Here is a 23,716-nt window from a genome sequence, read left to right on the forward strand (position 1 = left end):
CCGGCCCACTCGGCCTACGAACTCTCCCGGGCGGCGATCGCCGGGCCTCTCTGGCTCCGGCGAAACCCAAGAAGTCAGCCACAAGGAGACCGAACCGTGAAGAGCGCCGTGGAGACCCTGAACCCGACCCGGGTTCGGCTCACTGTCGAGGTGCCCTTCGAGGAGCTCAAGGACAGCCTCGACGCGGCGTACAAGAAGATCAACCAGCAGGTCACGGTGAAGGGCTTCCGCAAGGGCAAGATCCCCGCCCGGGTCATCGACCAGCGGTTCGGCCGTGGTGCCGTGCTGGAGGAGGCCGTCAACGACGCGCTGCCGAAGTTCTACACGGAGGCGGTCAACGAGGCCGAGATCGACGTCCTGGGCCAGCCCGAGGTCGACATCACCGAGCTGAAGGACGGCGAGACGCTGAACTTCACCGCCGAGGTCGACGTCCGCCCCGCCCTGGAGCTCCCCGAGGACTTCTCCTCCATCGAGGTCGAGGTCGACGCCGTCGAGGTGACGGACGAGGACGTCGAGAAGTCGGTCGAGCAGCTCCGCGAGCGCTTCGCCTCCACCTCCCCGGTCGAGCGTGCCGCCGAGGACGGCGACGTCGTGACCGTGGACCTGCGGGCCAAGGTCGACGGCGAGGTCCTCGAGGACGGCGTCGCCGACGGCGTCTCCTACACGATCGGCTCCGGCGAGCTCCTCGACGGCATCGACGACGCCGTGAAGGGCCTGGAGGCCGGTGGCGAGGCCACCTTCACCTCCGAGCTCAGGGGCGGCTCCGCGGCCGGCAAGGAGGCCGAGGTCAGCGTCAAGGTCACCCAGGTCGCCGCGCGCGAACTGCCCGAGCTGGACGACGACTTCGCGCAGCTCGCCTCCGAGTTCGACACCCTCGAGGAGCTCAAGGCGGACAGCCGCAAGCGCCTCACGAACATGAAGCAGTACGACCAGGCCACGCAGGCCCAGGAGCGCGTCCTGGAGAAGCTGCTGGAGCTCGTCGAGGTACCCGTCCCCGAGAAGCTGCTCGAGGACGAGATCAACACCCGCAAGCACAACCTGGAGCACCACCAGCTCGGCCAGATGGGCCTGACCCTCGACAAGTACCTGGAGATCCAGGGCAAGACCGCCGAGGAGTTCGAGACCGAGACCCGCGAGGCCGCGGTCAAGGGCATCAAGACCCAGTTCGTCCTGGACGAGCTCGTCAAGCGCGAGAAGCTCAACGTCAACCAGGAGGAGCTCACCGAGCACCTCATGCGCCGTGCCGCCTCCTCCGGCATGTCGCCCGACCAGTTCGCCCAGGCGGTCGTCGAGGGCGGCCAGGTTCCGCTCCTGGTCGGCGAGGTCGCCCGCGGCAAGGCCCTGGCCCTGGTCGTCGAGTCCGCCACGGTCAAGGACACCAACGGCGAGATCATCGACCTGGACGACGAGGACGAGGAGACCGAGGAGGCCACCGCCGAGGCGGAGACCTCCGAGGAGAAGCCCGAGGCCTGAGCCTCGAGCCACCTCTGACCGACGCGGGAGGCCCCGGGGCGCGAGCTCCGGGGCCTCCCTGTCATAGCGGCCCGGCCCCGTCCGCGGGGACGCGCCGTGTCGCCGTACGACGTCCGCCGCGCGGGCGCGACCGGACACCGACCGCGTGCGGCCGCCACGGTCCGGAACCGCCCCCCCCGCCGGGGCCCGTCGCTACGCCCCCGGCGAACACCCCACTCTCCGGGATTCCCCGACGGGACCCGCGCGTTAGGGTCCATGAATACGAGGGCAGGGGAGTCGCCGAACCGCCGGACGGCTCCTAGCCCCGGCAGAACACGTGAGACGGCCCGGCGCCGTCGTAAGACGAGCAGGTGGATACGTGACGAATCTGATGCCCTCCGCCGCCGGCGAGCCTTCCATCGGCGGAGGCCTCGGCGACCATGTCTACAACCGGCTGCTCAACGAGCGGATCATCTTCCTCGGCCAGCCGGTCGACGACGACATCGCGAACAAGATCACCGCACAGCTGCTGCTCCTTGCCGCCGACCCGGACAAGGACATCTACCTCTACATCAACAGCCCGGGCGGTTCGATCACGGCCGGCATGGCGATCTACGACACCATGCAGTACATCAAGAACGACGTGGTGACGATCGCCATGGGCCTCGCCGCCTCGATGGGCCAGTTCCTGCTCAGCGCGGGTACGCCCGGAAAGCGCTTCGCCCTGCCGAACGCCGAGATCCTGATCCACCAGCCCTCCGCCGGCCTGGCGGGTTCGGCCTCGGACATCAAGATCCACGCCGAGCGGCTGCTGCACACCAAGAAGCGCATGGCCGAGCTCACGTCCCAGCACACCGGCCAGTCGGTCGAGCAGATCACCCGTGACTCGGACCGCGACCGCTGGTTCGACGCCTTCGAGGCCAAGGAGTACGGCCTCATCGACGACGTGATCGCCACGGCCGCCGGCATGCCGGGCGGCGGCGGCACCGGGGCCTGAGGCCCCAGCAGAGCCCCCAGCCGACCGCCTCAGCCCCTAGGAGACAGACAGTGAACGACTTCCCCGGCAGCGGCCTGTACGACCGCACGCGCGCCGAGTACGCGGGCCCCGTCGCCGAGTCCCGCTACGTCATCCCGCGCTTCGTCGAGCGCACCTCGCAGGGCATCCGCGAGTACGACCCGTACGCGAAGCTCTTCGAGGAGCGGGTGATCTTCCTGGGCGTCCAGATCGACGACGCCTCCGCCAACGACGTCATGGCCCAGCTGCTGTGCCTGGAGTCGATGGACCCCGACCGGGACATCTCGGTCTACATCAACAGCCCCGGCGGCTCCTTCACGGCGCTGACGGCGATCTACGACACGATGCAGTTCGTGAAGCCGGACATCCAGACGGTCTGCATGGGCCAGGCGGCCTCCGCCGCTGCGATCCTGCTGGCCGCCGGTACGCCCGGCAAGCGCATGGCGCTGCCGAACGCGCGCGTGCTGATCCACCAGCCGTACAGCGAGACCGGCCGCGGTCAGGTCTCCGACCTGGAGATCGCCGCGAACGAGATCCTCCGGATGCGCGCGCAGCTGGAGGAGATGCTGGCCAAGCACTCCACCACGCCGATCGAGAAGATCCGCGAGGACATCGAGCGCGACAAGATCCTCACGGCCGAGGACGCGCTGTCGTACGGGCTGATCGACCAGATCATCTCGACCCGGAAGATGAACAACACCTCGCTGCGCTAGCGGGCGAGCAGGAGTATCGTCTGCCGCCCCTTGGCACCGTGCGACACGGTCCGCGCGCAAGCGCGTGGACGTCAACCGTGCCAAGGGGGGCCCGAACGGGGGGCCCGGCAAGGTACCGTCGACATAAGGCAGCACCAGGAGCCGCTGGACTCATAGCGTCCAGGCGTCTCCCAGGCGAAGGGGAAGCACACCGTGGCACGCATCGGTGACGGCGGCGATCTGCTCAAGTGCTCGTTCTGCGGCAAGAGCCAGAAGCAGGTCAAGAAGCTCATCGCAGGGCCCGGTGTGTACATCTGCGACGAGTGCATCGATCTCTGCAACGAGATCATCGAGGAAGAGCTCGCGGAGACCAGTGAGGTCCGCTGGGAGGAACTCCCGAAGCCGCGGGAGATCTACGAGTTCCTCGAGGGCTACGTGGTCGGCCAGGAGGCCGCCAAGAAGGCACTGTCGGTCGCGGTGTACAACCACTACAAGCGCGTCCAGGCCGGCGAGAACGGCGGCGCCCAAGGCCGCGACGACGCCATCGAGTTGGCGAAGTCCAACATCCTCCTGCTGGGCCCCACGGGCTCCGGCAAGACCCTCCTCGCGCAGACCCTCGCGCGCATGCTGAACGTGCCGTTCGCGATCGCCGACGCCACGGCGCTCACCGAGGCCGGGTACGTCGGCGAGGACGTCGAGAACATCCTGCTGAAGCTGATCCAGGCCGCCGACTACGACGTCAAGAAGGCCGAGACCGGGATCATCTACATCGACGAGATCGACAAGGTCGCCCGGAAGAGCGAGAACCCGTCGATCACGCGGGACGTGTCGGGCGAGGGCGTCCAGCAGGCCCTGCTGAAGATCCTCGAGGGCACCACGGCCTCCGTCCCCCCGCAGGGCGGCCGCAAGCACCCGCACCAGGAGTTCATCCAGATCGACACGACGAACGTGCTGTTCATCGTGGGCGGTGCCTTCGCGGGCCTGGAGAAGATCATCGAGTCTCGGGCCGGCGCCAAGGGCATCGGCTTCGGCGCGACGATCCGCTCCAAGCGGGAGCTGGAGGCCAAGGACCAGTTCGAGGACGTCATGCCCGAGGACCTGGTCAAGTTCGGCATGATCCCCGAGTTCATCGGCCGCCTGCCGGTCATCACCTCGGTCCACAACCTGGACCGCGAGGCCCTGCTCCAGATCCTCGTGGAGCCGCGCAACGCGCTCGTCAAGCAGTACCAGCGCCTCTTCGAACTCGACGGCGTGGAGCTGGACTTCGAGCGCGAGGCCCTCGAGGCCATCGCCGACCAGGCGATCCTCCGCCAGACCGGCGCGCGCGGCCTGCGCGCCATCATGGAGGAGGTCCTCATGTCGGTGATGTACGAGGTCCCGTCCCGCAAGGACGTGGCCCGCGTCGTCATCACCGCCGACGTCGTCCACTCCAACGTCAACCCGACCCTGATCCCGCGCGACGCCCGCAACGGACGCGGCCCGGGCGAGCAGAAGACGGCGTAAGCGGTCCCTGGAACGCCGAAGGGGGCGCCCGGCGTATCTGCCGGGCGCCCCCTTCGGCCTGTCGCTCGCCCATGAACTTGTCTGATGCTGCATGACAGGTAGCGAACGCAGGTCCAACAACCCACTTCGGGGGGATATGAAAAGTGGACGAGATGCGCCCCCAGTGGCTTGAGCGTTCGCCGCACGCTGTATAGCTGCCGGACCCAGAGGAGCTGTAGATACAGACGATGCTGCCCCTTGCGACGGTCCCGGCCGCTGGCACCGCAGTGCTCGGCGCGGGTCGCACCGTCACGGTCTCAAGTAGCCTGCCTTGCCAGTCGCGGCGACTGCTGCCGCCATGAGCAGCCCAGCCATGCGCTTACGCATGACAATCCCCCTGTTCGATTGTTGTGGTCATGTCGAACTTGGCATGTGGCAAGAATGCCTGCGGCGAAGGCTTGCCGTTGGCGTCGTCCATGTCGGTGAGCACTGAGCAACGCATTGTTCGGGGTGCAACAGAGGAGCCCCGGTCGTCAATCGACCGAGGCTCTGGCCGAGCGCGGAAGCGTCAAGCCTTGACGCGGACTTCCTGGCGGAGCTTCGTGGTGATGTCCATCGCCACGTCCTTGGTGATGCCCTTCGTGGCGTCACCCGGCGAGACCATGGCGATGGTGCTGTAGTCGGCCCACGCGCAGAACCAGTCGGTCTTCTCCTGCTTGGTGGTCGGGTCCGTGCCCTTGGCCGCCTGGCACTTCATGACCGCGCCGTCTAGATCGGCCTCCTCGGGCTCGCCGATCAGCTCGGTCTGGGTGCCCGTGGAGCTACTGTCGGAGGAGTCCTCCTCGGACGACTTCTTGAAGTTGGTGAAGAACGTGTCCAACGCCTTCTCGGGGTCGGCGATCTCGCCGTAGGCGCCGGCGAAGGTGATGCCCTTGGCGGTGGCGAGTTCGGTCTCGTCGGGCAGTGTGCTCGGGTCCTCGGGGTCGTAACCGGCGAGGTCCGCCGTCGAGTAGACGCCGATGACGGTCTTGCCGTTCTTGACGCCGCTCTTCTCCAGCTCCGTAGCCGAGTCGTCGCCCGCGGTCGCCCCGTCGTCGGAAGCCCTCTTGTAATCGCTGAGCACCGTTGCCGGCGTTGTCAGCTTGTGCGCGCCGTCGTCCTCGAGGCCGCCTGCGCCGCCGCCCCCGCCGATCACGAAGTACGCGCCTACGCCGATCGCCGCCACGACCGCGACGGCGCCGATGATGATGCCGACCTTCTTCCCGCTGCCGCTCGGGGCCGGCGGCTGGGGGACGCCGTAGGGGGCCTGGCCGTACGGAGGCTGCTGGCCGTAAGGGGCCTGGGCGTAGGGCGGGGTGGGCGGCTGCTGGCCGTACGGGCCCGGCTGCTGGCCGTACGGCGGGGTCTGGGGCGGGACGCCCTGCGGGGGCTGCTGGGGGTAGCCGTAGCCGGGCTGGGGGGCCTGCGGCTGCTGGCCGTACGGACCCGGCTGGCCGTACGGGCCGGGCTGCTGAGGCTGCTGCCCGCCGTACGGGCCCGGCTGGTTGTAGCTCATTTCTGGGTTCCCCTCCAGACGCTTATGTGGTTTTCACATCCTGGCTCAGCCCCCGTCCGGCCAAAGCGGCGGGGCCCTCACCGTTACAGAACAAACGCGTTTCGGGACCGCGTCGTGACACCTCTAAACTGAGCCCGTGACCGAGAACGCTCAGCAGCAGCCACCAGCGCCCACGACCGAACTGCCGACCCAGTACGCGCCGGCCGACGTAGAGGGGCCGCTGTACGAGCGCTGGGTAGAGCGCGGTTACTTCGAGGCGGACGCCAAGAGCGACAAGCCTCCGTACACCATCGTCATCCCGCCGCCGAACGTCACGGGCAGCCTGCACCTCGGGCACGCCTTCGAGCACACCCTGATCGACGCCCTCACGCGCCGCAAGCGCATGCAGGGCTACGAGACGTTGTGGCAGCCCGGCATGGACCACGCCGGCATCGCCACCCAGAACGTCGTCGAGCGCGAGCTCGGCAAGGAGGGCAAGTCCCGGCACGACCTGGGCCGCGAGGCGTTCGTCGAGCGCGTCTGGCGGTGGAAGGCCGAGTCCGGCGGACAGATCAGCGGGCAGATGCGCCGCCTCGGCGACGGCGTCGCCTGGTCGCGCGAGCGCTTCACCATGGACGAGGGCCTCTCCCAGGCCGTCCAGACCATCTTCAAGCGTCTCTACGACGACGAGCTGATCTACCGTGCCGAGCGCATCATCAACTGGTGCCCGCGCTGTCTGACCGCCATCTCGGACATCGAGGTCGAGTACCAGGACGACGACGGCGAGCTCGTCTCCATGACGTACGGCGACGGGGACGACACGATCGTCGTCGCCACCACCCGCGCCGAGACGATGCTCGGCGACACGGCCGTCGCCGTCCACCCGGACGACGAGCGGTACAAGCACCTGATCGGCAAGCTCATCAAGCTGCCGTTGACCGAGCGCTCGATCCCGGTCGTCGCCGACACGCACGTCGACCCCGAGTTCGGCACCGGCGCCGTCAAGGTCACCCCGGCCCACGACCCGAACGACTTCGAGATCGGCCAGCGGCACGACCTGCCGTCCATCACGATCATGGACGAGCACGCCGTCATCACCGCCCACGGCCCCTTCCAGGGCCTGGACCGTCTCGAGGCCCGCTCCGCGATCGTCGCCGCGCTGCGCGCCGAGGGCCGGATCGTCGCCGAGAAGCGGCCGTACGTCCACTCCGTCGGCCACTGCTCGCGGTGCAAGACGACGATCGAGCCGCGCCTGTCCCTGCAGTGGTGGGTCAAGGTCGGCCCGCTGGCGAAGGCCGCCGGTGACGCCGTCCGCGACGGACGCGTCAAGATCCACCCCCAGGAGATGGAGAAGCGCTACTTCGACTGGGTCGACAACCTCCACGACTGGTGCATCTCGCGGCAGTTGTGGTGGGGCCACCGCATCCCGGTCTGGTACGGCCCCGAGGGCGAGGTCGTCTGCGTCGGACCGGACGAGGAGCCGCCGAGCGGCGAGGGCTGGCGTCAGGACACCGACGTCCTCGACACCTGGTTCTCCTCCGGCCTGTGGCCGTTCTCCACGCTCGGCTGGCCCGAGCAGACCGAGTCGCTCGCGAAGTTCTACCCGAACTCCGTCCTGGTTACCGGCTACGACATCCTCTTCTTCTGGGTCGCCCGGATGATGATGTTCGGCCTGTACGCGATGGACGGCACCCCGCCGTTCCACACCATCGCCCTGCACGGCATGGTCCGCGACCAGTTCGGCAAGAAGATGTCGAAGTCCTTCGGCAACGCGGTCAACCCGCTGGACTGGATGGACAAGTACGGCTCCGACGCGCTCCGGTTCACCCTGGCCCGCGGCGCCAACCCCGGTGTCGACGTCCCGATCGGCGAGGACTGGGTCCAGGGCTCCCGCAACTTCGCCAACAAGATCTGGAACGCCACGCGCTTCGCGCTGATGAACGGCGCGACGGTGGAGGGGCCGCTGCCGGACCCGTCGGCCATGTCGTCGACGGACCGCTGGATCCTCTCCCGGCTGAACTCGGTGGTCGCCGAAGTCGACGCGTACTACGACGACTTCCAGTTCGCCAAGCTGTCGGACGCCCTGTTCCACTTCGCGTGGGACGAGGTCTTCGACTGGTACGTCGAGCTGTCCAAGACGACGTTCGCCGCGGGCGGCGACGCGGCCGAGGTCAGCAAGCGGGTCCTCGGCGAGGTCCTCGACGTCACGCTGAAGCTGCTCCACCCGGTCGTCCCGTTCGTCACGGAGACGCTGTGGACCACCCTCACGGGCGGTGAGTCGGTCGTCGTCGCCGAGTGGCCGACGGACAGCGGGTTCCGCGACCAGGGCGCCGAACGCGAGATCGAGAGCCTCCAGTCCGTCATCACCGAGGTCCGCCGCTTCCGCGCCGACCAGGGCCTCCAGCCGGGCCAGCGGGTCCCGGCCAGGCTGACCCTGGACGGTACGGCGCTGGCGCCCCACGAGGCGGCCATCCGCCAGCTGCTGCGGCTCCAGCCGGAGGGCGAGGGCTTCTCCGCCACGGCGACCCTGCCGGTCGCGGGGGCCACCGTCGCGCTGGACCTGTCCGGCACGATCGACGTGGCGGCGGAGCGCAAGCGGCTGGCCAAGGACCTCGCCGCCGCCGAGAAGGAGAAGGCGCAGGCGAACGCCAAGCTCGGCAACGAGGCGTTCCTGTCCAAGGCGCCGGACCACGTGGTGGACAAGATCCGTACGCGTCTGGCCAAGGCGGAGGAGGACATCTCCCGCATCCAGGCGCAGCTGGAGCGGCTGCCGCAGGCGTGACGACGCGCGGCCCGCGAGCATGCGTGCGGCCTTGGGGCGGCACGGGTGAGCGCGGGCGGCGCCCGCCGCGCGGGCGGACAGCACCGGTACAGCACCGAAGGCCCTCGGAACATACGGTTCCGGGGGCCTTCGCCCACCTCTGTCACCTCCCCTCCGTAGACTGGCCTCGTGAGCGACCACCCCGGCAACGGCCCCAACGACACGCCCGACCCCCTCGACGCCTTCGAGGAACTCATCGCGGCCGAGACCGACCGCGACCCCGACCTCGCGGTGATCGAGGCCGGCAGCCGCACCCTGCGCACGCAGGGCGGTCCGCTGCAGGCCGACGTGCCGGGGCGGCCCGAGGACCCCGAGGTCGACAAGGCCCTGCGGGAGGTCGAGGCTGAGCTGGCCACCCGCTGGGGCGAGACCAAGCTGGAGCCGTCCGTCAGCCGCATCGCCGCGCTGATGGACGTCCTGGGGGAGCCTCAGCGGTCGTACCCGTCGGTCCACATCACGGGGACCAACGGCAAGACCTCCACCGCCCGCATGATCGAGGCCCTGCTGGGCGCCTTCGAACTGCGGACCGGCCGGTACACGTCCCCCCACGTCCAGTCGATCACCGAGCGGATCAGCCTCGACGGGGCGCCCATCTCCGCCGAGCGGTTCATCGAGACGTACAACGACATCAAGCCGTACGTCGAGATGGTCGACGCACAGCAGGAGTACCGGCTCTCCTTCTTCGAGGTGCTCACCGGCATGGCGTACGCCGCCTTCGCCGACGCGCCCGTCGACGTGGCCGTCGTCGAGGTCGGCATGGGCGGCTCCTGGGACGCGACCAACGTCATCGACGGGGACGTCGCCGTCGTCACCCCGATCGACCTCGACCACACCGACCGGCTCGGCGAGACGCACGCCGCGATCGCCGCCGAGAAGGCCGGCATCGTCAAGCAGGACGCGACGGTCATCCTGGCCCAGCAGCCCGTCGACGCCGCGCAGGTCCTGCTGAAGAAGGCCGTCGAGGTCGACGCGACCGTGGCCCGGGAAGGGCTGGAGTTCGGGGTCGTGGCCCGGCAGGTGGCCGTCGGAGGGCAGCTGCTGACCCTGCGGGGGCTGGGCGGCGAGTACAGCGAGGTGTACGTCCCGCTGCACGGCGCCTACCAGGCCCACAACGCGGCCGTCGCCCTCGCCGCCGTCGAGGCGTTCTTCGGCGTCGGCTCCCAGCGGCCCGAGCCGCTGGACATCGACACCGTCCGCAAGGCCTTCGCGTCCGTGTCCTCGCCGGGCCGCCTGGAGGTCGTACGGCGCTCGCCCACCGTCGTCCTGGACGCCGCCCACAACCCGGCGGGCGCCCGCGCCACCGCCGAGGCGATCGGCGAGGCCTTCGACTTCAGCCGGCTGATCGGCGTGGTCGGGGCCAGCGGCGACAAGAACGTCCGCGGGCTGCTCGAGGCCTTCGAGCCGATCTTCGCGGAGATCGTCGTCACCCAGAACTCCAGCCACCGCGCGATGGACGCGGACGAACTGGCCGCCATCGCCGTCGAGGTGTTCGGCGAGGAGCGGGTCCAGGTCGAGCCGCGACTGCCCGACGCCCTGGAGGCGGCGATCACGCTCGCCGAGGAGGAGGGCGAGTTCGCGGGCGGCGGCGTGCTGGTCACGGGATCCGTCATCACCGTCGGCGAAGCCCGGCTGCTCCTGGGGAAGGGCTGAGGTCACCCATGCGTACGCTCTGTTCCTCGACGCTGATCGGCGAGTTCTTCATCATCGGCTTCGCCGGTCTGGTCGCGATGAAGGACCCCGACCTGTCCGTGTCCACGGTGTGGACGGTGTGCGGTGTCGCGATGCTGTTGAGCGTGCTGCTCTGTGGCATGGTGACGCGGCCCGGGGGAGTGGCCCTCGGCTGGGCCCTGCAGATCGCCCTCGTCGCCTCCGGCTTCTTCGTCCCGATGATGTTCGTGCTGGGCTTGCTCTTCGCGGGCCTGTGGTGGGCGTCCGTGCACTACGGGCGCAAGATCGACGAGGCGAAGGCCCGGTTCGCGGCCCAGGCCGACGCCGCCTCCACGGATACCGCTGACGCTGTGTGACAGGGGGCCGGACACGCCCTGTAATCTCGTCCCACCGCACACCGGCAGTTGAAGGAGCCTTTCGTGAGCCAGCGCACCCTCGTCCTCCTCAAGCCCGACGCCGTCCGTCGTGGCCTGACCGGCGAGATCATCAGCCGTATCGAGCGCAAGGCCGGCTGGCAGATCACCGCGCTGGAGCTGCGCACGCTGGAGCAGGACACGCTGGAGCAGCACTACGGCGAGCACAAGGGCAAGCCCTTCTACGAGCCGCTGGTGGAGTTCATGTCCTCCGGCCCGGTCGTGGCCATGATCGTCGAGGGCGAGCGCGTCATCGAGGGCGTCCGCGCCCTGGCCGGCCCGACCGACCCGATCGCCGCCGCCCCCGGCTCGATCCGCGGCGACTACGGCGTCATCGTCCGCGAGAACCTCATCCACGCCTCCGACTCGGAGGAGTCGGCGGAGCGCGAGGTCAAGATCTTCTTCCCGGGCCAGGCGTAGTCCTCCGCGGGGTCGGCGGGTCTTACCGGACGCCGGACTTGACGGGCCTTGCCGGACGCCGGGCTCGGCGGATTCGCCGGAAACGCCGGGCTCGGTGGGTTCGCCGGGGTGAGCGGGCCTGCCGGGCCGCAGGGGTGAGTGGCCTGCCGGGCCCGCCGGGTTTGGGCTTGGGACTGCCGGGGTGACTGGCCCGTCGGCCTGGGTGGATCTGGCGGGTCGCCGCCTCCGGGTGCGATGGTCCCAGCGGGCCCACAGGGCTTGCCTGACCTGCCGGGGTGACTGGCCCGTCGGCCCTAGTGAAGCTGGCGGGTTGCCACTGCCGCGATTCGATGGTCCCAGCGGCCCCACAGGGCTTGCCTGACCTGCCGGGCCGATGACAATCGGCCTGGGCGGACCTAGCGGGCGGGCTACTGGGCCCGCCGGGCCAACTGGCCGACCAGGCCGCACCCGGACCGAGTGGGCTGGCTGGCCGACGAGGCTGGACCCATCTGCAGCGGGCTGGCTGGCCGACGAGGCTGGACCCAACTGCAACGGGCGGGCTGGCCGACCGGGCTGGACGGAGTCGCCGACTGACTGGCCCGCCGGGCTGGACGGGGCCACCGGCTGACCCGATCGCCACGCAGGTCGGCCTCGCCCGGCAGCCGATCCCGGCCACGGCCAGCCCCCCGAGCTTTCGGGACAAGGTGCGTCGGCTTCGTGGTGCGGTGGCGGGTGGGTACGATGCGTCGGTTTCCCTCGGCACCCAGCCCGTCGCGGACATACGCGGACCTGCCGCGGCTCCCGGCCCACAACGGCGCGCGGCCCGCCGCGGGCCCTTTCCGGCCCGGCGCGAATTCCCCCGGCACGCCTAGGAGGCTCCTCGGCTCGTTGCGAGGGCCTGGCTCGTCGCGGGCCTCTCCACCTCCTCCTCCATCCGGAGTAGTTCCGGGCGGGGTGCGCCGGTTGTCTGGTAGTCATGGCGGCCCACTGCCGGGCGGGCCCGTGCGCCCGCTCCCCCGAGGACTCGTGGTCCGTTGCGAGGCCGGTCTCTTCAACTGTCCTGCGGCACAGGGAAGTTGGTCGCCGGGCAGGGTGGGCGGAGCCCGCGGCTTCGTCCGGGGTCTCCCCGTCCGTTTCCGGTTCCACCGCCCCTGCCCTTCTCAGGCCTTCCAAACCGGGCACGTCGGCTTCCCCCGACGCCTTCCGAGTCGTCACCGCGCCCTGGCGGCTCCACGTAAGCCCCGCGGGATGGGCGCTCGGTGCCCCTGGCCCCCTGGCCAGGTCCCTCCGGGCGCACCCGTCTCAGGTCTGGTTGCCTGCGACCGCAGGACGGGCGCTCGAATGTCCTGGCCCCCGATAGGTACCCTCCGGGGCGCGTCACCCGTTCCCCGGTCTGGCCGCCCGCGTCGGCCGGACGGACGCCGCATTCCCTGGCCGCCTGACCCCCTGGCCCGTGCCCCGCGTATCGCTCAGCCTCCCGGGCCCCGCCCACCCCGTCGCGCCGCCCCGGCCCGTGCAAGGCGCAGCCGGCCCCGGCCCCGGCTCGCGCAACCCGCGCCGCAGCCTCGCCGGGCACCGGCACCGGCACCGGCCCCGACTCGCGCGACCCGGCCGGTGTGGTTCTCCCGAGGCCCGCAGGCCGCGTCGGTGCGAAGGTTTCGGAAAAATTTTCTGACTGGGTGTCAGGAAGGCCCCACAGCTGACCAGGAACAGCGGTACCTTTTCGGCCCTCGCTTGGCATATGCGTGCCGATCGGGGGAACGCGTGCCCCCGATGGACCGTCTCCACAAGCGAGGCGCCGCGGCATCTGCTGACAATGGCGAAGACCCTCGCGCAGTGTTCGTGCAGGCGCGTTTACGATGTAAGCCTTCACGTCACAGCACCCACCTCGCCGACCTGAAAAGCCCTCAAAAGCTCATGGGAAGGCCAGTCGAATCCTGATGGGGAACTCTATGTCGTTCATCGGCCGTGACATGGCTGTCGACCTCGGGACCGCCAACACGCTGGTGTACGTCAGGGGTCGCGGGATCGTACTCAACGAGCCGTCGGTCGTCGCGATCAACACCAACACCGGTGGCATCCTCGCGGTCGGCGCCGAAGCCAAGAAGATGATCGGGCGGACCCCTGGCAACATCGTCGCCGTGCGTCCGCTGAAGGACGGCGTCATCGCCGACTTCGAGATCACCGAGCGGATGCTCCGCTACTTCATCCTCAAGATCCACAAGCGGCGCTACCTCGCCCGGCCGCGCGTCGTCGTCTGTGTGCCCTCCGGCATCACCGGCGTCGAGCGCCGTGCCGTCATCGAGGCGTCGACCCAGGCGGGCGCGCGGCAGGTGCACATCATCGAGGAGCCCATGGCCGCGGCCATCGGCTCCGGCCTGCCGGTCCACGAGGCCACGGGCAACATGGTGGTGGACATCGGTGGCGGCACCACGGAGGTGGCGGTCATCTCGCTCGGCGGCATCGTCACCGCCCAGTCCATCCGCGTCGCGGGCGACGAGCTGGACAACGCGATCATCCAGCACATCAAGAAGGAGTACTCCCTCCTCCTCGGTGAGCGGACGGCCGAGCAGATCAAGATCACCATCGGCTCGGCGTACGACCTCGACTCCGACGAGCACACCGAGATCCGCGGCCGGGACCTCGTCTCCGGGCTGCCCAAGACCGTGGTGATCTCCGCCGCCGAAGTGCGCAAGGCGATCGAGGAGCCCGTCAACGCCATCGTCGACGCCGTGAAGACGACCCTCGACAAGTGCCCGCCCGAGCTGTCCGGCGACATCATGGACCGCGGAATCGTTCTGACCGGCGGCGGCGCCCTGCTGCGCGGGCTCGACGAGAGGCTGCGCCGCGAGACCGGGATGCCGATCCACATCGCCGAGGACCCGCTGGACAGCGTGGCGCTCGGATCCGGCAAGTGCGTCGAGGAGTTCGAGGCGCTCCAGCAGGTCCTGGACGCGGCACCCCGCAGATGACGTAACGCTTCGATTCCGCCGTACGAGATGACCTCCTCTCGTGCGGCGGATCGTTGATATAGAGGCATAAGATCCACAAGAGCCTCGAAGCACCCCATACCACGCCCCTCGGGTTTCCCAGGGGCTACCCGAATTCCTATGAGGAAGGGCACGGCCGCCGCACGTGAGGGACACACGAGAGAGCCGGCTGCTCCTGGTGCTGCTGATCGCCGTCGCGTTCGCGCTGATCACGGTGGACATCCGCGGCGGCGAGGACTCCCCGGTCGACGGTGCCCGACAGGCCGCGGCCGCGGTCTTCGGTCCGATCGAGGACGGGGTCTCCTCAGCGGTCGACCCGGTCGGCAACGCCGTCTCCGCGGTCCGCGAGTCCGGTGAGCGGCACGACCGGCTCGCGGCGCTGGAGAAGGAGAACGCGGCCCTCAAGGCGAAACTCGGCAGCGACGACCGCAACCGCAGCCGGCTGGCTCAGCTCGACAAGATGCTGAAGACGGCGGGCGCCGGCCAGTACGGCATCAAGGGCGCGGAGGTCATCGCGATCGGAGCGGCCCAGGGCTTCTCCTGGACCGTCACCATCGACGTCGGCGCCAACGACGGCATCAGGCGCGACATGACCGTCCTCAACGGGGACGGTCTCGTGGGGCGCGTGACGACCGTGGGCCCGAACACCGCCACCGTCCTCCTCGCCAGCGACCCCGACTTCACCGTCGGCACCCGGATGGAGGCCAGCGACGAGCTCGGCTTCGCCTCCGGGCAGGGCGACCGCCCGCTGCGCGTCGAACTCCTCAACGGCAAGGCGGAGGTGAAGAAGGGCGACCGGCTCGTCACCTTCGGCTCCCAGGCCGACAAGCCGTTCGTGCCCGGCGTCCCCGTCGGCGTGGTCTCCCGCGTCGACCCCTCCGGCGGCGACCTGACCCGCACCCTCTACGTCACGCCGTACGTCAGCTTCACCAAGCTGGACATCGTCGGTGTCGTCGTCGAGGCCCCGAAGAAGGACCCGCGCGACACCGTGCTGCCCACCAAGCCCAAGCCGGTCCCCACGCCGACGGTGACCGTCACGGTCACCCCGAACGCGAACGAACCCGCCGACGGCCAGGACGAGCAGTAGGAGCTGCCTAACCATGCGCGTCAACCGGATCCTGCTCTCCGTCCCGCTGGTCGTCGTCGCCCTGGTGATCCAGGTGAGCGTCCTCGCCCGCCTCCACCTCCCGGGCGCCGTCCCCGACCTGCTCCTCCTCACCGTCCTGGGCCTCGCCATGGTCTACGGCCATGTCGGCGGCGCCCTCATCGGCTTCGGCGCCGGACTGCTCGCCGACCTCGCCCCGCCCGCCGACCACGCCGCCGGGCGCTACGCGCTGGTGCTGTGCGTGATCGGCTACCTGGCCGGGCTCGTCAAACCGGAGACCGGGCAGATCAAATCGGCCACCGGCCCGATGGTCGTGGTCGTCGCCGCCGCGGTCGGCTCCACCCTGCTGTACGCGGGCGTCGGCGCCCTCGTAGGCGACACCGCCGCCCGCCACGTCGGCCTCACCGGCCTGCTGTTCTCGGCGGCCCTGTACGACCTGCTGCTCGCCCCCTTCGTCGTCCCGGTCGTCATGTTCCTGGCCCGGCGCTCGGAGAACGACCCGCTCGCCGAGACCAACTCCGCCAAGGCGGCCGACATCTCCTCCGGCTGGCTCTCCTCCGGCACCGGCCTGAGGATCGGCGGCCAGCGGGGTGGCCTGAAGCTGAGGGCGGCCCGCTCCCGGGTCGCCCGCGCCGGCCGTATCAAGGGGGTCAAGCGGCTGTGACCGCGGGCGCCCGCGCGCGGAGCGCGCCAGTGGACAGAGCACCCGAACGGGTGAGGTCCCGCCGGAACGGGGCCGCACAGTCCCGTCGTTCATCATTCGCACGCACACACGTCCGCGCACACACGTCCGCGTACTGAGAGGGGGAGGCAGCCGCAGTGACCAACATTCCCGAGACGGGGCGGACCCCAAGGGTCCAGATCCGGCTCGTCGTGATCCAGATCCTCGTCCTCTCCCTCCTCGGCACCCTCGGCGGCCGCCTGTGGTACCTCCAGATCCGCGAGGGCGCTGAGTACGCCAAGGAGGCCTCCGGCAACCACGTCCAGCAGGTCGTCGAGCCGGCCGTACGCGGCTCGATCCTGGACGCGCGCGGGGTGGCCCTCGCGGACAACGAGACACGGCTCGTCGTCTCCGCCTCCCGCACCGAGCTGCTGAAGCAGAAGGACGACGGCAAGGCCGTCCTGACCAAGCTCGCGGGCGTCCTCGGCATGACCCCCGAAGAGGTCATGCAGAAGGTCCGGCTGTGCGACGCGGAAACCCCCCAGCCCTGCTGGAACGGCTCGCCCTACCAGCCCATCCCCATCACCGACGAGGCCACGCCCAAGCAGGCCCTGCAGATCCGTGAGCGCGCCGAGGACTTCCCCGGCATCACCGCCGAGCCCGAGGCCGTACGCCGCTACGCGAGCCCCGGCAAGGCCAACACCGCCCAGGTCCTCGGCTACCTCTCCCCGGTCACCGACGAGGAGATCACCAAGGCCCAGGACACCGACTCGCCCTTCCTGCGCTCCGACCAGGTCGGCCGCAGCGGCCTGGAACGCCAGTACGACAAGGAGCTGCGCGGCAAGGCCGGCGTCACCCGCTACGAGGTCGACAACCTCGGCCGTGTCATCGGCCAGGCCGAGGCCACCCCGGCCGAGCCCGGCTCCAACCTCGTCACCAGCATCGACGCCCGCGTCCAGCGGGTCGCCGAGTACGAGCTGAACGAGGCGATGAAGGAAGCCCGCAGGCAGCACGACCGCAACACCGGGACCAACTACAAGGCCGACGCCGGCGCGGTCGTCGTGATGGAGGCCAAGACCGGCCGCATCGTCGCCATGGCGTCCAACCCGACCTACGACCCGAACGCGTGGGTCGGCGGCATCTCCGCCAAGGACTACAAGAAGCTGACCGGGAAGTCCTCCAACTACCCGCTGCTCAACAGGGCCATACAGGGGCAGGCGGCTCCCGGCTCGATCTTCAAGGTGGTCTCCACGGCCGCCGCGGTCCAGGCCGGCTACGACTTCGACGGCCGCTACGAGTGCTCCAGCTCGTACTCGGTCGGCGGTCAGGTCTTCAAGAACTTCGAGTCCCAGAACCACGGCGCCATCAACCTCGGCCGCGCCCTGGAGGTCTCCTGCGACACCGTCTACTACCGGCTGGCGCACGCCCAGTGGCAGAAGGACGGCGGCATCAACCCCAAGGGCAAGCCGAAGGACTACTTCTACAAGGCCGCCCACCAGTTCGGTCTCGGCAAGGAGACCGGCATCGACCTGCCCAACGAGGTCGCCGGCCGCGTCCCCGACCGCGAGTGGAAGCAGTCGTACTGGGAGGCCAACAAGGACGCCTGGTGCAAGTCCGGTAAGAAGGACGGCAGTTACGTCGAGAAGATCGCGTACGAGAACTGCCTCGAGGGCAACAAGATGCGCGCCGGTGACGAGATCAACTACTCCATCGGCCAGGGCGACACCCTCGTGACCCCCATCCAGATGGCCACCATCTACGCGGCCATCTCCAACGGCGGCACCCTGTACGACCCGACCGTCGGCAAGGCGATCGTCAGCGCCGACGGCAAGCAGGTCACCGAGATCAAGCCCCGGTCGCACGGCAAGCTGCCCGTCAGCAAGAAGACGCTGGCCCAGATGGACGACGCCCTCGAGGGCGTGGCCACCCGGGGCACGGCCGCCTGGCGCTTCGGCGGCTGGCCGCAGGACGAGATCCCGATGCACGCCAAGACCGGTACCGCGGAGGTCTACGGCAAGCAGACGACCTCCTGGTTCGCCACGTACACCAAGGACTACGCGATCGTCATGACGATCTCCCAGGGTGGTACGGGTTCCGGTGCCTCGGGTCCGGCCGTGCGCAACATCTACGACGCGCTGTACGGGGTCTCCGACGACGGCACGATCACCGAGAAGAACGCGCTGCTGCCCACCCCGCAGCAGGGCCTGCCGAAGGTGAAGACGGACGGCACCATCGCGTCCCCGAAGATCTCCAAGGACCCGGCCAAGGAGCAGCAGGGTTTCCAGAAGGCCACCGAGGAGGGCGAGCCCTCGGCCGACGGGACGCAGCCCGCGGCGACCGTGGCCTCGCCCGAGGCGGAGAACCGTGACACCCGGCGCCGGCGACGGCGCGGGCGAGGAAGCCGGAGGACGTGCACATGACCGGCGCGAACAGCTTCTCCGTCTCCGGGTACGGGCCGGAGCGGGGCGGCTGGACGCGGCTCTTCGCCCGCGACTCGATGGCCCGGCGCCTGGACTGGCCGATACTGCTGTCGGCGACGGCCCTGTCGCTGATCGGCTCCCTGCTGGTGTACTCGGCGACCCGCAACCGCACGGAGATCAACCAGGGCGACCCGTACTTCTTCCTGGTACGGCACCTCATGAACACCGGCATCGGGCTCGCCCTGATGGTCGGCACCGTCTGGCTCGGCCACCGCACCCTGCGCAACGCGGTGCCGATCCTCTACGGACTGTCGGTGCTGCTGATCCTGCTGGTGCTCACCCCGCTCGGCTCCACGGTGAACGGCGCGCACTCCTGGATCGTGCTCGGCGGCGGCTTCTCCCTGCAGCCCTCGGAGTTCGTGAAGATCACGATCATCCTGGGCATGGCGATGCTGCTGGCGGCCCGGGTCGACGCGGGCGACAAGCCCTACCCCGACCACCGCACGGTGGTGCAGGCGCTGGGTCTCGCCACCGTGCCGATGCTGATCGTGATGCTCATGCCCGACCTGGGGTCGGTCATGGTCATGGTCATCATCGTGCTGGGTGTGCTGCTGGCCTCCGGCGCCTCCAACCGCTGGGTCTTCGGCCTGCTCGGCGCGGGCGCGATCGGCGCCGTCGCGGTGTGGCAGCTGCACATCCTGGACGACTACCAGATCGCCCGCTTCGCGGCCTTCGCCAACCCCAGCCTCGACCCGGCGGGCGTCGGCTACAACACCAACCAGGCCCGCATCGCGATCGGTTCGGGCGGACTGACCGGCGCCGGACTGTTCCAGGGCTCGCAGACGACGGGTCAGTTCGTCCCGGAACAGCAGACGGACTTCGTCTTCACCGTGGCGGGCGAGGAACTCGGCTTCGTCGGCGGCGGCCTGATCATCGTCCTGCTGGGCATCGTCCTGTGGCGGGCCTGCCGCATCGCCCGCGAGACGACCGAGCTGTACGGCACGATCGTCGCCGCCGGGATCGTCGCCTGGTTCGCCTTCCAGTCCTTCGAGAACATCGGCATGACCCTCGGCATCATGCCGGTCACCGGCCTGCCCCTGCCGTTCGTGTCCTACGGAGGCTCGTCGATGTTCGCCGTGTGGGTGGCGGTGGGGCTGTTGCAGTCGATCCGCGTCCAGCGGCCCATGTCCGCCTGAGCGGTGCGGTATTCGGGGCCGGTCGGCACTGCCCTCCGGCCCCGACTGCCACTAGATTCGGTTCATGGCGGAGACGAAACGCGAGATCGAGCGCAAGTACGAATCCGACGACAGCGCACTGCCCGACCTGACCGGCGTCGCCGGGGTCGCGGCCGTCCTCGACAAGGGCGTCGCCGAACTCGACGCCACCTACTACGACACCGCCGACGAACGACTCGCCGCCGCCTCCCTCACCCTGCGCCGCCGCACCGGCGGCTCCGACGCGGGCTGGCACCTGAAGTTCCCGGTGGCCCCGGGCGTCCGCGACGAGATCCGCGCCCCGCTGTCCGACACCGTCCCGCGCTCCCTCGCCGGGCTCGTTCGCTCCCGGGTCCGGGGCGCCGAGCTGGTGCCGGTGGTCCGGCTGCGCTCGGCCCGCGACGTCCGTGACCTCGTCGACGGGGAGGGCCGGCTGTTGGCCGAGGTCAGCCTCGACGCCGTACGGGCCGACCGGCTGACCGGGCGCGGCGGCTCCGCGCGGTGGACCGAGATCGAGGTCGAGCTCGCCGACGGCGGTGACCCGGCCTTCCTCGACACGGTGGAAGAACAGCTGCGTACGGCGGGCGTACGGCCCTCCGCCTCGGCGTCGAAGCTGGCGCGGGCGCTGGAGGAGACGCGGCCGAAGAAGGAGCGAAGAGCGGAGAAGGCCGGGAAGACGACGAAGGCCGGGAAGACCGCGAAGGCCGACAAGAACGCGAAGCCCGGCAAGAACGCGAAGCCCGGCAAGAACGCGAAGCCCGGCAAGACCACGAAGCCCGGCAAGCCCGGCAAGACCGCGAAGGCCGGGAAAGCGGCGGCAGCGGTGCCGGCGGGACAAGCGGGGCCGGCGGTCCAGTCGGTGCGGGAGCCGTCCGCCGTGGCGCCCCTGACCGCCGGGGACCACGTCCTCATGTATCTGCGCGCCCAGCGTGACGCCCTCGTCGAGCTCGATCCGGCCGTCCGCCGGGACCTCCCCGACGCCGTGCACCGGATGCGCGTCGCCACCCGCCGGGCCCGCAGTGCCTTCCGCTCCTTCGCCAAGGTCCTCGACCGCACCGTCACCGACCCCATCGGCGAGGAACTGAAGTGGCTCGCGGGGGAGCTGGGCGTGGACCGGGACCAGGAGGTGCTCACCGAACGGCTGACCGCCGCCCTGGAGGAACTCCCGCGCCCGCTGGTCACCGGCCCGGTCCGCAACCGCCTGCGCACCTGGTCACGGGCGCGCGGCGGCGGCTCGCGCCGACGACTGCTCGCCGTACTGGACGGCAGCCGGTATCTGGCCCTGCTGGACACGCTGGACCGGCTGGTGGACGACCCGCCCCTGCTCGAGGCGGCCGCGGGCGAGCCGTCGAAGGTGATCGCCAAGGCCGTCCGCAAGGACTTCGGTCAGGTGGCCGCGCTCGTCGAGGAAGCGCTCGGGCGGCCGCCCGGGACCGAACGGGACGTGGCGCTGCACGAGGCCCGCAAGAAGGCCAAGCGGACCCGTTACTCGGCGGAGGCCGCGGCACCGGCGCTCGGCGAACCGGCCGTCGGCCTCGTCCGGATGATGAAGTCCCTGCAGAGCCTGCTCGGCGACCACCAGGACAGCGTGATGACGCGCGAGGCCCTGTGCGACCTGGCGGCCCAGGCGCACGCGGCGGGGGAGAGCGCGTTCACCTACGGGCTGCTGTACGGCCGTGAGGAACGGCGGGCGGAGCTGGCGGAGGCGGCGCTGCCGGAGGCGTGGGCGACGGTCAGCGGGGCGATGGAGGTCTGAGAGCACCTCCGACCGGGTTAGGCTTGATGGTCACCCTCCCCCCAGCCTCCGGCCGGGGGTATCCCCAGTCAGCTCACGAAAGTTCCCCCGATGTCTGTCGAGTCGGTGTTCCCGCAGCTCGAAGCCCTGCTCCCGCATGTGCAGAAGCCGATCCAGTACGTGGGCGGCGAGCTGAACTCCACCGTCAAGCCCTGGGACGACTGTGACGTCCGCTGGGCGCTGATGTACCCGGACGCGTACGAGGTCGGTCTGCCCAACCAGGGCGTCATGATCCTCTACGAGGTCCTGAACGAGCAGGAGGGCGTCCTCGCCGAGCGCACGTACAGCGTGTGGCCGGACCTGGAGGCCCTGATGCGGGAGCACGGCGTCCCGCAGTTCACGGTGGACAGCCACCGTCCGGTGAAGGCGTTCGACGTGCTCGGCCTGTCCTTCTCCACGGAGCTGGGCTACACGAACATGCTGACCGCCCTGGACCTGGCCGGCATCCCGCTGGAGTCCCGGCACCGCACGATCGACGACCCGATCGTCCTCGCGGGCGGCCACGCGGCCTTCAACCCGGAGCCGATCGCCGACTTCATCGACGCGGCGGTCATCGGCGACGGCGAGCAGGCCGTGCTCGACATGACGAGGATCATCCGCGAGTGGAAGGCGGAGGGCCGCCCCGGCGGCCGCGAGGAGGTCCTCTTCCGCCTGGCGAGGACGGGCGGGGTGTACGTCCCGGCGTTCTACGACGTCGAGTACCTCCCGGACGGCCGGATCGCGCGAGTCGTGCCGAACAGGTCGGGTGTCCCGTGGCGCGTGTCCAAGCACACCGTCATGGACCTCGACGAGTGGCCGTACCCCAAGCAGCCGCTGGTCCCGCTGGCCGAGACGGTCCACGAGCGCATGTCCGTGGAGATCTTCCGCGGCTGCACCCGCGGCTGCCGCTTCTGCCAGGCCGGCATGATCACCCGCCCGGTGCGCGAGCGCTCCATCACGGGCATCGGCGACATGGTCGAGAAGGGCCTGAAGGCGACCGGTTTCGAGGAGGTCGGCCTGCTGTCCCTGTCCAGCGCCGACCACAGCGAGATCGGCGAGGTCGCCAAGGGCCTGGCGGACCGCTACGAGGACGACAAGATCGGCCTCTCCCTGCCCTCCACCCGGGTGGACGCGTTCAACGTCGACCTGGCCAACGAGCTGACCCGCAACGGCCGTCGCTCCGGTCTCACCTTCGCCCCCGAAGGCGGCTCCGAGCGCATGCGCAAGGTCATCAACAAGATGGTCTCGGAGGAGGACCTGATCCGCACGGTCGCCACCGCCTACGGCAACGGCTGGCGCCAGGTGAAGCTGTACTTCATGTGCGGCCTGCCGACGGAGACCGACGAGGACGTCCTCCAGATCGCCGACATGGCGACGCGCGTCATCCAGAAGGGCCGCGAGGTCTCCGGCTCGAACGACATCCGCTGCACGGTGTCGATCGGCGGTTTCGTGCCCAAGCCCCACACCCCGTTCCAGTGGGCGCCGCAGCTGAGCGCCGAGGAGACGGACGCCCGTCTCGAGAAGCTCCGGGACAAGATCCGCGGCGACAAGAAGTACGGCCGCTCGATCGGCTTCCGCTACCACGACGGCAAGCCCGGCATCGTCGAGGGCCTGCTCTCCCGCGGCGACCGCCGCATCGGCGCCGTCATCCGTGCGGTCTACGAGGACGGCGGCCGCTTCGACGGCTGGCGCGAGCACTTCTCGTACGACCGCTGGATGAGCTGCGCCGACAAGGCGCTGGCCGACTTCGGCGTGGACGTCGACTGGTACACCACCCGTGAGCGCGGTTACGAGGAGGTCCTGCCCTGGGACCACCTCGACTCCGGCCTGGACAAGGACTGGCTCTGGGAGGACTGGCAGGACGCCCTCGACGAGACGGAGGTCGAGGACTGCCGCTGGACGCCGTGCTTCGACTGCGGTGTCTGCCCGGCCATGGACACCCACATCCAGATCGGCCCGACGGGCAAGAAGCTGCTCCCGCTGTCGGTGAAGCAGCCTGCGGGGAGCGGGCACAGCCACTGACCCCGCGGTGACGACACGTGAGGGGTGTCCCGGGCCGGTGGGCGGGCCTTCGGG

At 69.9% G+C, this 23,716-nt stretch carries 16 protein-coding genes; 15 read left to right on the forward strand and 1 reads right to left on the reverse strand.

Translation table 11 applies throughout. The features are described from left to right. Window positions 1-96: 96 nt before the first annotated feature. The 4 genes from tig to clpX all read left to right on the forward strand — a co-directional run bounded on the left by tig (window position 97) and on the right by clpX (window position 4,662). Window positions 97-1,473: a trigger factor gene (gene tig, locus ACIHAR_RS03245; protein ID WP_365471575.1), complete on the forward strand. Its 1,377-nt coding sequence runs from the start codon at window positions 97-99 to the stop codon at window positions 1,471-1,473. Between the two features lie 370 nt (window positions 1,474-1,843). Further along, window positions 1,844-2,449: an ATP-dependent Clp protease proteolytic subunit gene (locus ACIHAR_RS03250; RefSeq protein ID WP_031476850.1), complete on the forward strand. Its 606-nt coding sequence runs from the start codon at window positions 1,844-1,846 to the stop codon at window positions 2,447-2,449. Between the two features lie 50 nt (window positions 2,450-2,499). Continuing rightward, complete coding sequence (locus ACIHAR_RS03255; RefSeq protein ID WP_365471578.1) at window positions 2,500-3,180, forward strand: ATP-dependent Clp protease proteolytic subunit; 681 nt, start codon at window positions 2,500-2,502, stop codon at window positions 3,178-3,180. Between the two features lie 192 nt (window positions 3,181-3,372). After that, the gene (gene clpX, locus ACIHAR_RS03260) at window positions 3,373-4,662 is read left to right on the forward strand and encodes an ATP-dependent Clp protease ATP-binding subunit ClpX (protein WP_150949225.1); all 1,290 of its coding nucleotides are present in this window, start codon (window positions 3,373-3,375) and stop codon (window positions 4,660-4,662) included. A gap of 547 nt (window positions 4,663-5,209) precedes the next feature. Here clpX and ACIHAR_RS03265 read toward each other — a convergent pair. Continuing rightward, window positions 5,210-6,196, reverse strand: coding sequence for a hypothetical protein (locus ACIHAR_RS03265; RefSeq protein WP_400016477.1), 987 nt, complete (start codon window positions 6,194-6,196; stop codon window positions 5,210-5,212). A 136-nt stretch (window positions 6,197-6,332) separates the two neighbouring features. Between ACIHAR_RS03265 and ACIHAR_RS03270 the strand changes: the two genes are divergently transcribed. From ACIHAR_RS03270 to ACIHAR_RS03320, 11 genes are all read left to right on the forward strand, one after another. Then, window positions 6,333-8,957, forward strand: coding sequence for a valine--tRNA ligase (locus ACIHAR_RS03270; protein ID WP_400016482.1), 2,625 nt, complete (start codon window positions 6,333-6,335; stop codon window positions 8,955-8,957). Between the two features lie 168 nt (window positions 8,958-9,125). Further along, complete coding sequence (locus ACIHAR_RS03275) at window positions 9,126-10,646, forward strand: folylpolyglutamate synthase/dihydrofolate synthase family protein (RefSeq protein WP_365471588.1); 1,521 nt, start codon at window positions 9,126-9,128, stop codon at window positions 10,644-10,646. An 8-nt stretch (window positions 10,647-10,654) separates the two neighbouring features. After that, complete coding sequence (locus tag ACIHAR_RS03280; protein ID WP_365471591.1) at window positions 10,655-11,020, forward strand: DUF4233 domain-containing protein; 366 nt, start codon at window positions 10,655-10,657, stop codon at window positions 11,018-11,020. Between the two features lie 63 nt (window positions 11,021-11,083). Further along, window positions 11,084-11,497, forward strand: a complete 414-nt coding sequence (gene ndk, locus ACIHAR_RS03285) for a nucleoside-diphosphate kinase (RefSeq protein ID WP_365471594.1) — start codon at window positions 11,084-11,086, stop codon at window positions 11,495-11,497. A gap of 1,931 nt (window positions 11,498-13,428) precedes the next feature. Continuing rightward, window positions 13,429-14,448, forward strand: a complete 1,020-nt coding sequence (locus ACIHAR_RS03290) for a rod shape-determining protein (protein ID WP_030779466.1) — start codon at window positions 13,429-13,431, stop codon at window positions 14,446-14,448. Between the two features lie 163 nt (window positions 14,449-14,611). Continuing rightward, window positions 14,612-15,553 carry a rod shape-determining protein MreC gene (mreC, locus tag ACIHAR_RS03295; RefSeq protein ID WP_365471906.1) on the forward strand — a complete coding sequence of 314 codons (942 nt, stop codon included), beginning with the start codon at window positions 14,612-14,614 and terminating at the stop codon, window positions 15,551-15,553. A 13-nt stretch (window positions 15,554-15,566) separates the two neighbouring features. Continuing rightward, window positions 15,567-16,235: a rod shape-determining protein MreD gene (gene mreD / locus ACIHAR_RS03300; RefSeq protein WP_365471904.1), complete on the forward strand. Its 669-nt coding sequence runs from the start codon at window positions 15,567-15,569 to the stop codon at window positions 16,233-16,235. A 155-nt stretch (window positions 16,236-16,390) separates the two neighbouring features. After that, window positions 16,391-18,652, forward strand: a complete 2,262-nt coding sequence (gene mrdA / locus ACIHAR_RS03305; protein ID WP_365471901.1) for a penicillin-binding protein 2 — start codon at window positions 16,391-16,393, stop codon at window positions 18,650-18,652. Then, entirely contained in the window at window positions 18,649-19,848 is a 1,200-nt protein-coding gene (gene rodA / locus ACIHAR_RS03310; protein ID WP_400016491.1) for a rod shape-determining protein RodA, read from the forward strand. The genes mrdA and rodA overlap by 4 nt, the downstream gene beginning before the upstream one ends. Before the next feature lie 64 nt (window positions 19,849-19,912). Continuing rightward, window positions 19,913-21,622: a CHAD domain-containing protein gene (locus ACIHAR_RS03315; protein WP_400016494.1), complete on the forward strand. Its 1,710-nt coding sequence runs from the start codon at window positions 19,913-19,915 to the stop codon at window positions 21,620-21,622. 90 nt (window positions 21,623-21,712) lie between these two features. Continuing rightward, complete coding sequence (locus ACIHAR_RS03320) at window positions 21,713-23,662, forward strand: TIGR03960 family B12-binding radical SAM protein (protein WP_365471892.1); 1,950 nt, start codon at window positions 21,713-21,715, stop codon at window positions 23,660-23,662. The last annotated feature ends 54 nt before the right edge of the window (window positions 23,663-23,716 follow it).

The organism is Streptomyces sp. NPDC052016 (genome assembly GCF_044548445.1).
Taxonomy (GTDB): Bacteria; Actinomycetota; Actinomycetes; order Streptomycetales; family Streptomycetaceae; genus Streptomyces.

Coding starts and splice junctions, on each gene's coding strand:
- ACIHAR_RS03280 (WP_365471591.1), top strand. CDS start 10,655: ATGCGTACGCTCTGTTCCTCGACGCTGATCGGCGAGTTCTTCATCATC.
- ACIHAR_RS03250 (WP_031476850.1), top strand. CDS start 1,844: ATGCCCTCCGCCGCCGGCGAGCCTTCCATCGGCGGAGGCCTCGGCGAC.
- ACIHAR_RS03315 (WP_400016494.1), top strand. CDS start 19,913: ATGGCGGAGACGAAACGCGAGATCGAGCGCAAGTACGAATCCGACGAC.
- ACIHAR_RS03265 (WP_400016477.1), bottom strand. CDS start 6,196: ATGAGCTACAACCAGCCGGGCCCGTACGGCGGGCAGCAGCCTCAGCAG.
- ACIHAR_RS03320 (WP_365471892.1), top strand. CDS start 21,713: ATGTCTGTCGAGTCGGTGTTCCCGCAGCTCGAAGCCCTGCTCCCGCAT.
- ACIHAR_RS03290 (WP_030779466.1), top strand. CDS start 13,429: ATGTCGTTCATCGGCCGTGACATGGCTGTCGACCTCGGGACCGCCAAC.
- rodA (WP_400016491.1), top strand. CDS start 18,649: ATGACCGGCGCGAACAGCTTCTCCGTCTCCGGGTACGGGCCGGAGCGG.
- mreD (WP_365471904.1), top strand. CDS start 15,567: ATGCGCGTCAACCGGATCCTGCTCTCCGTCCCGCTGGTCGTCGTCGCC.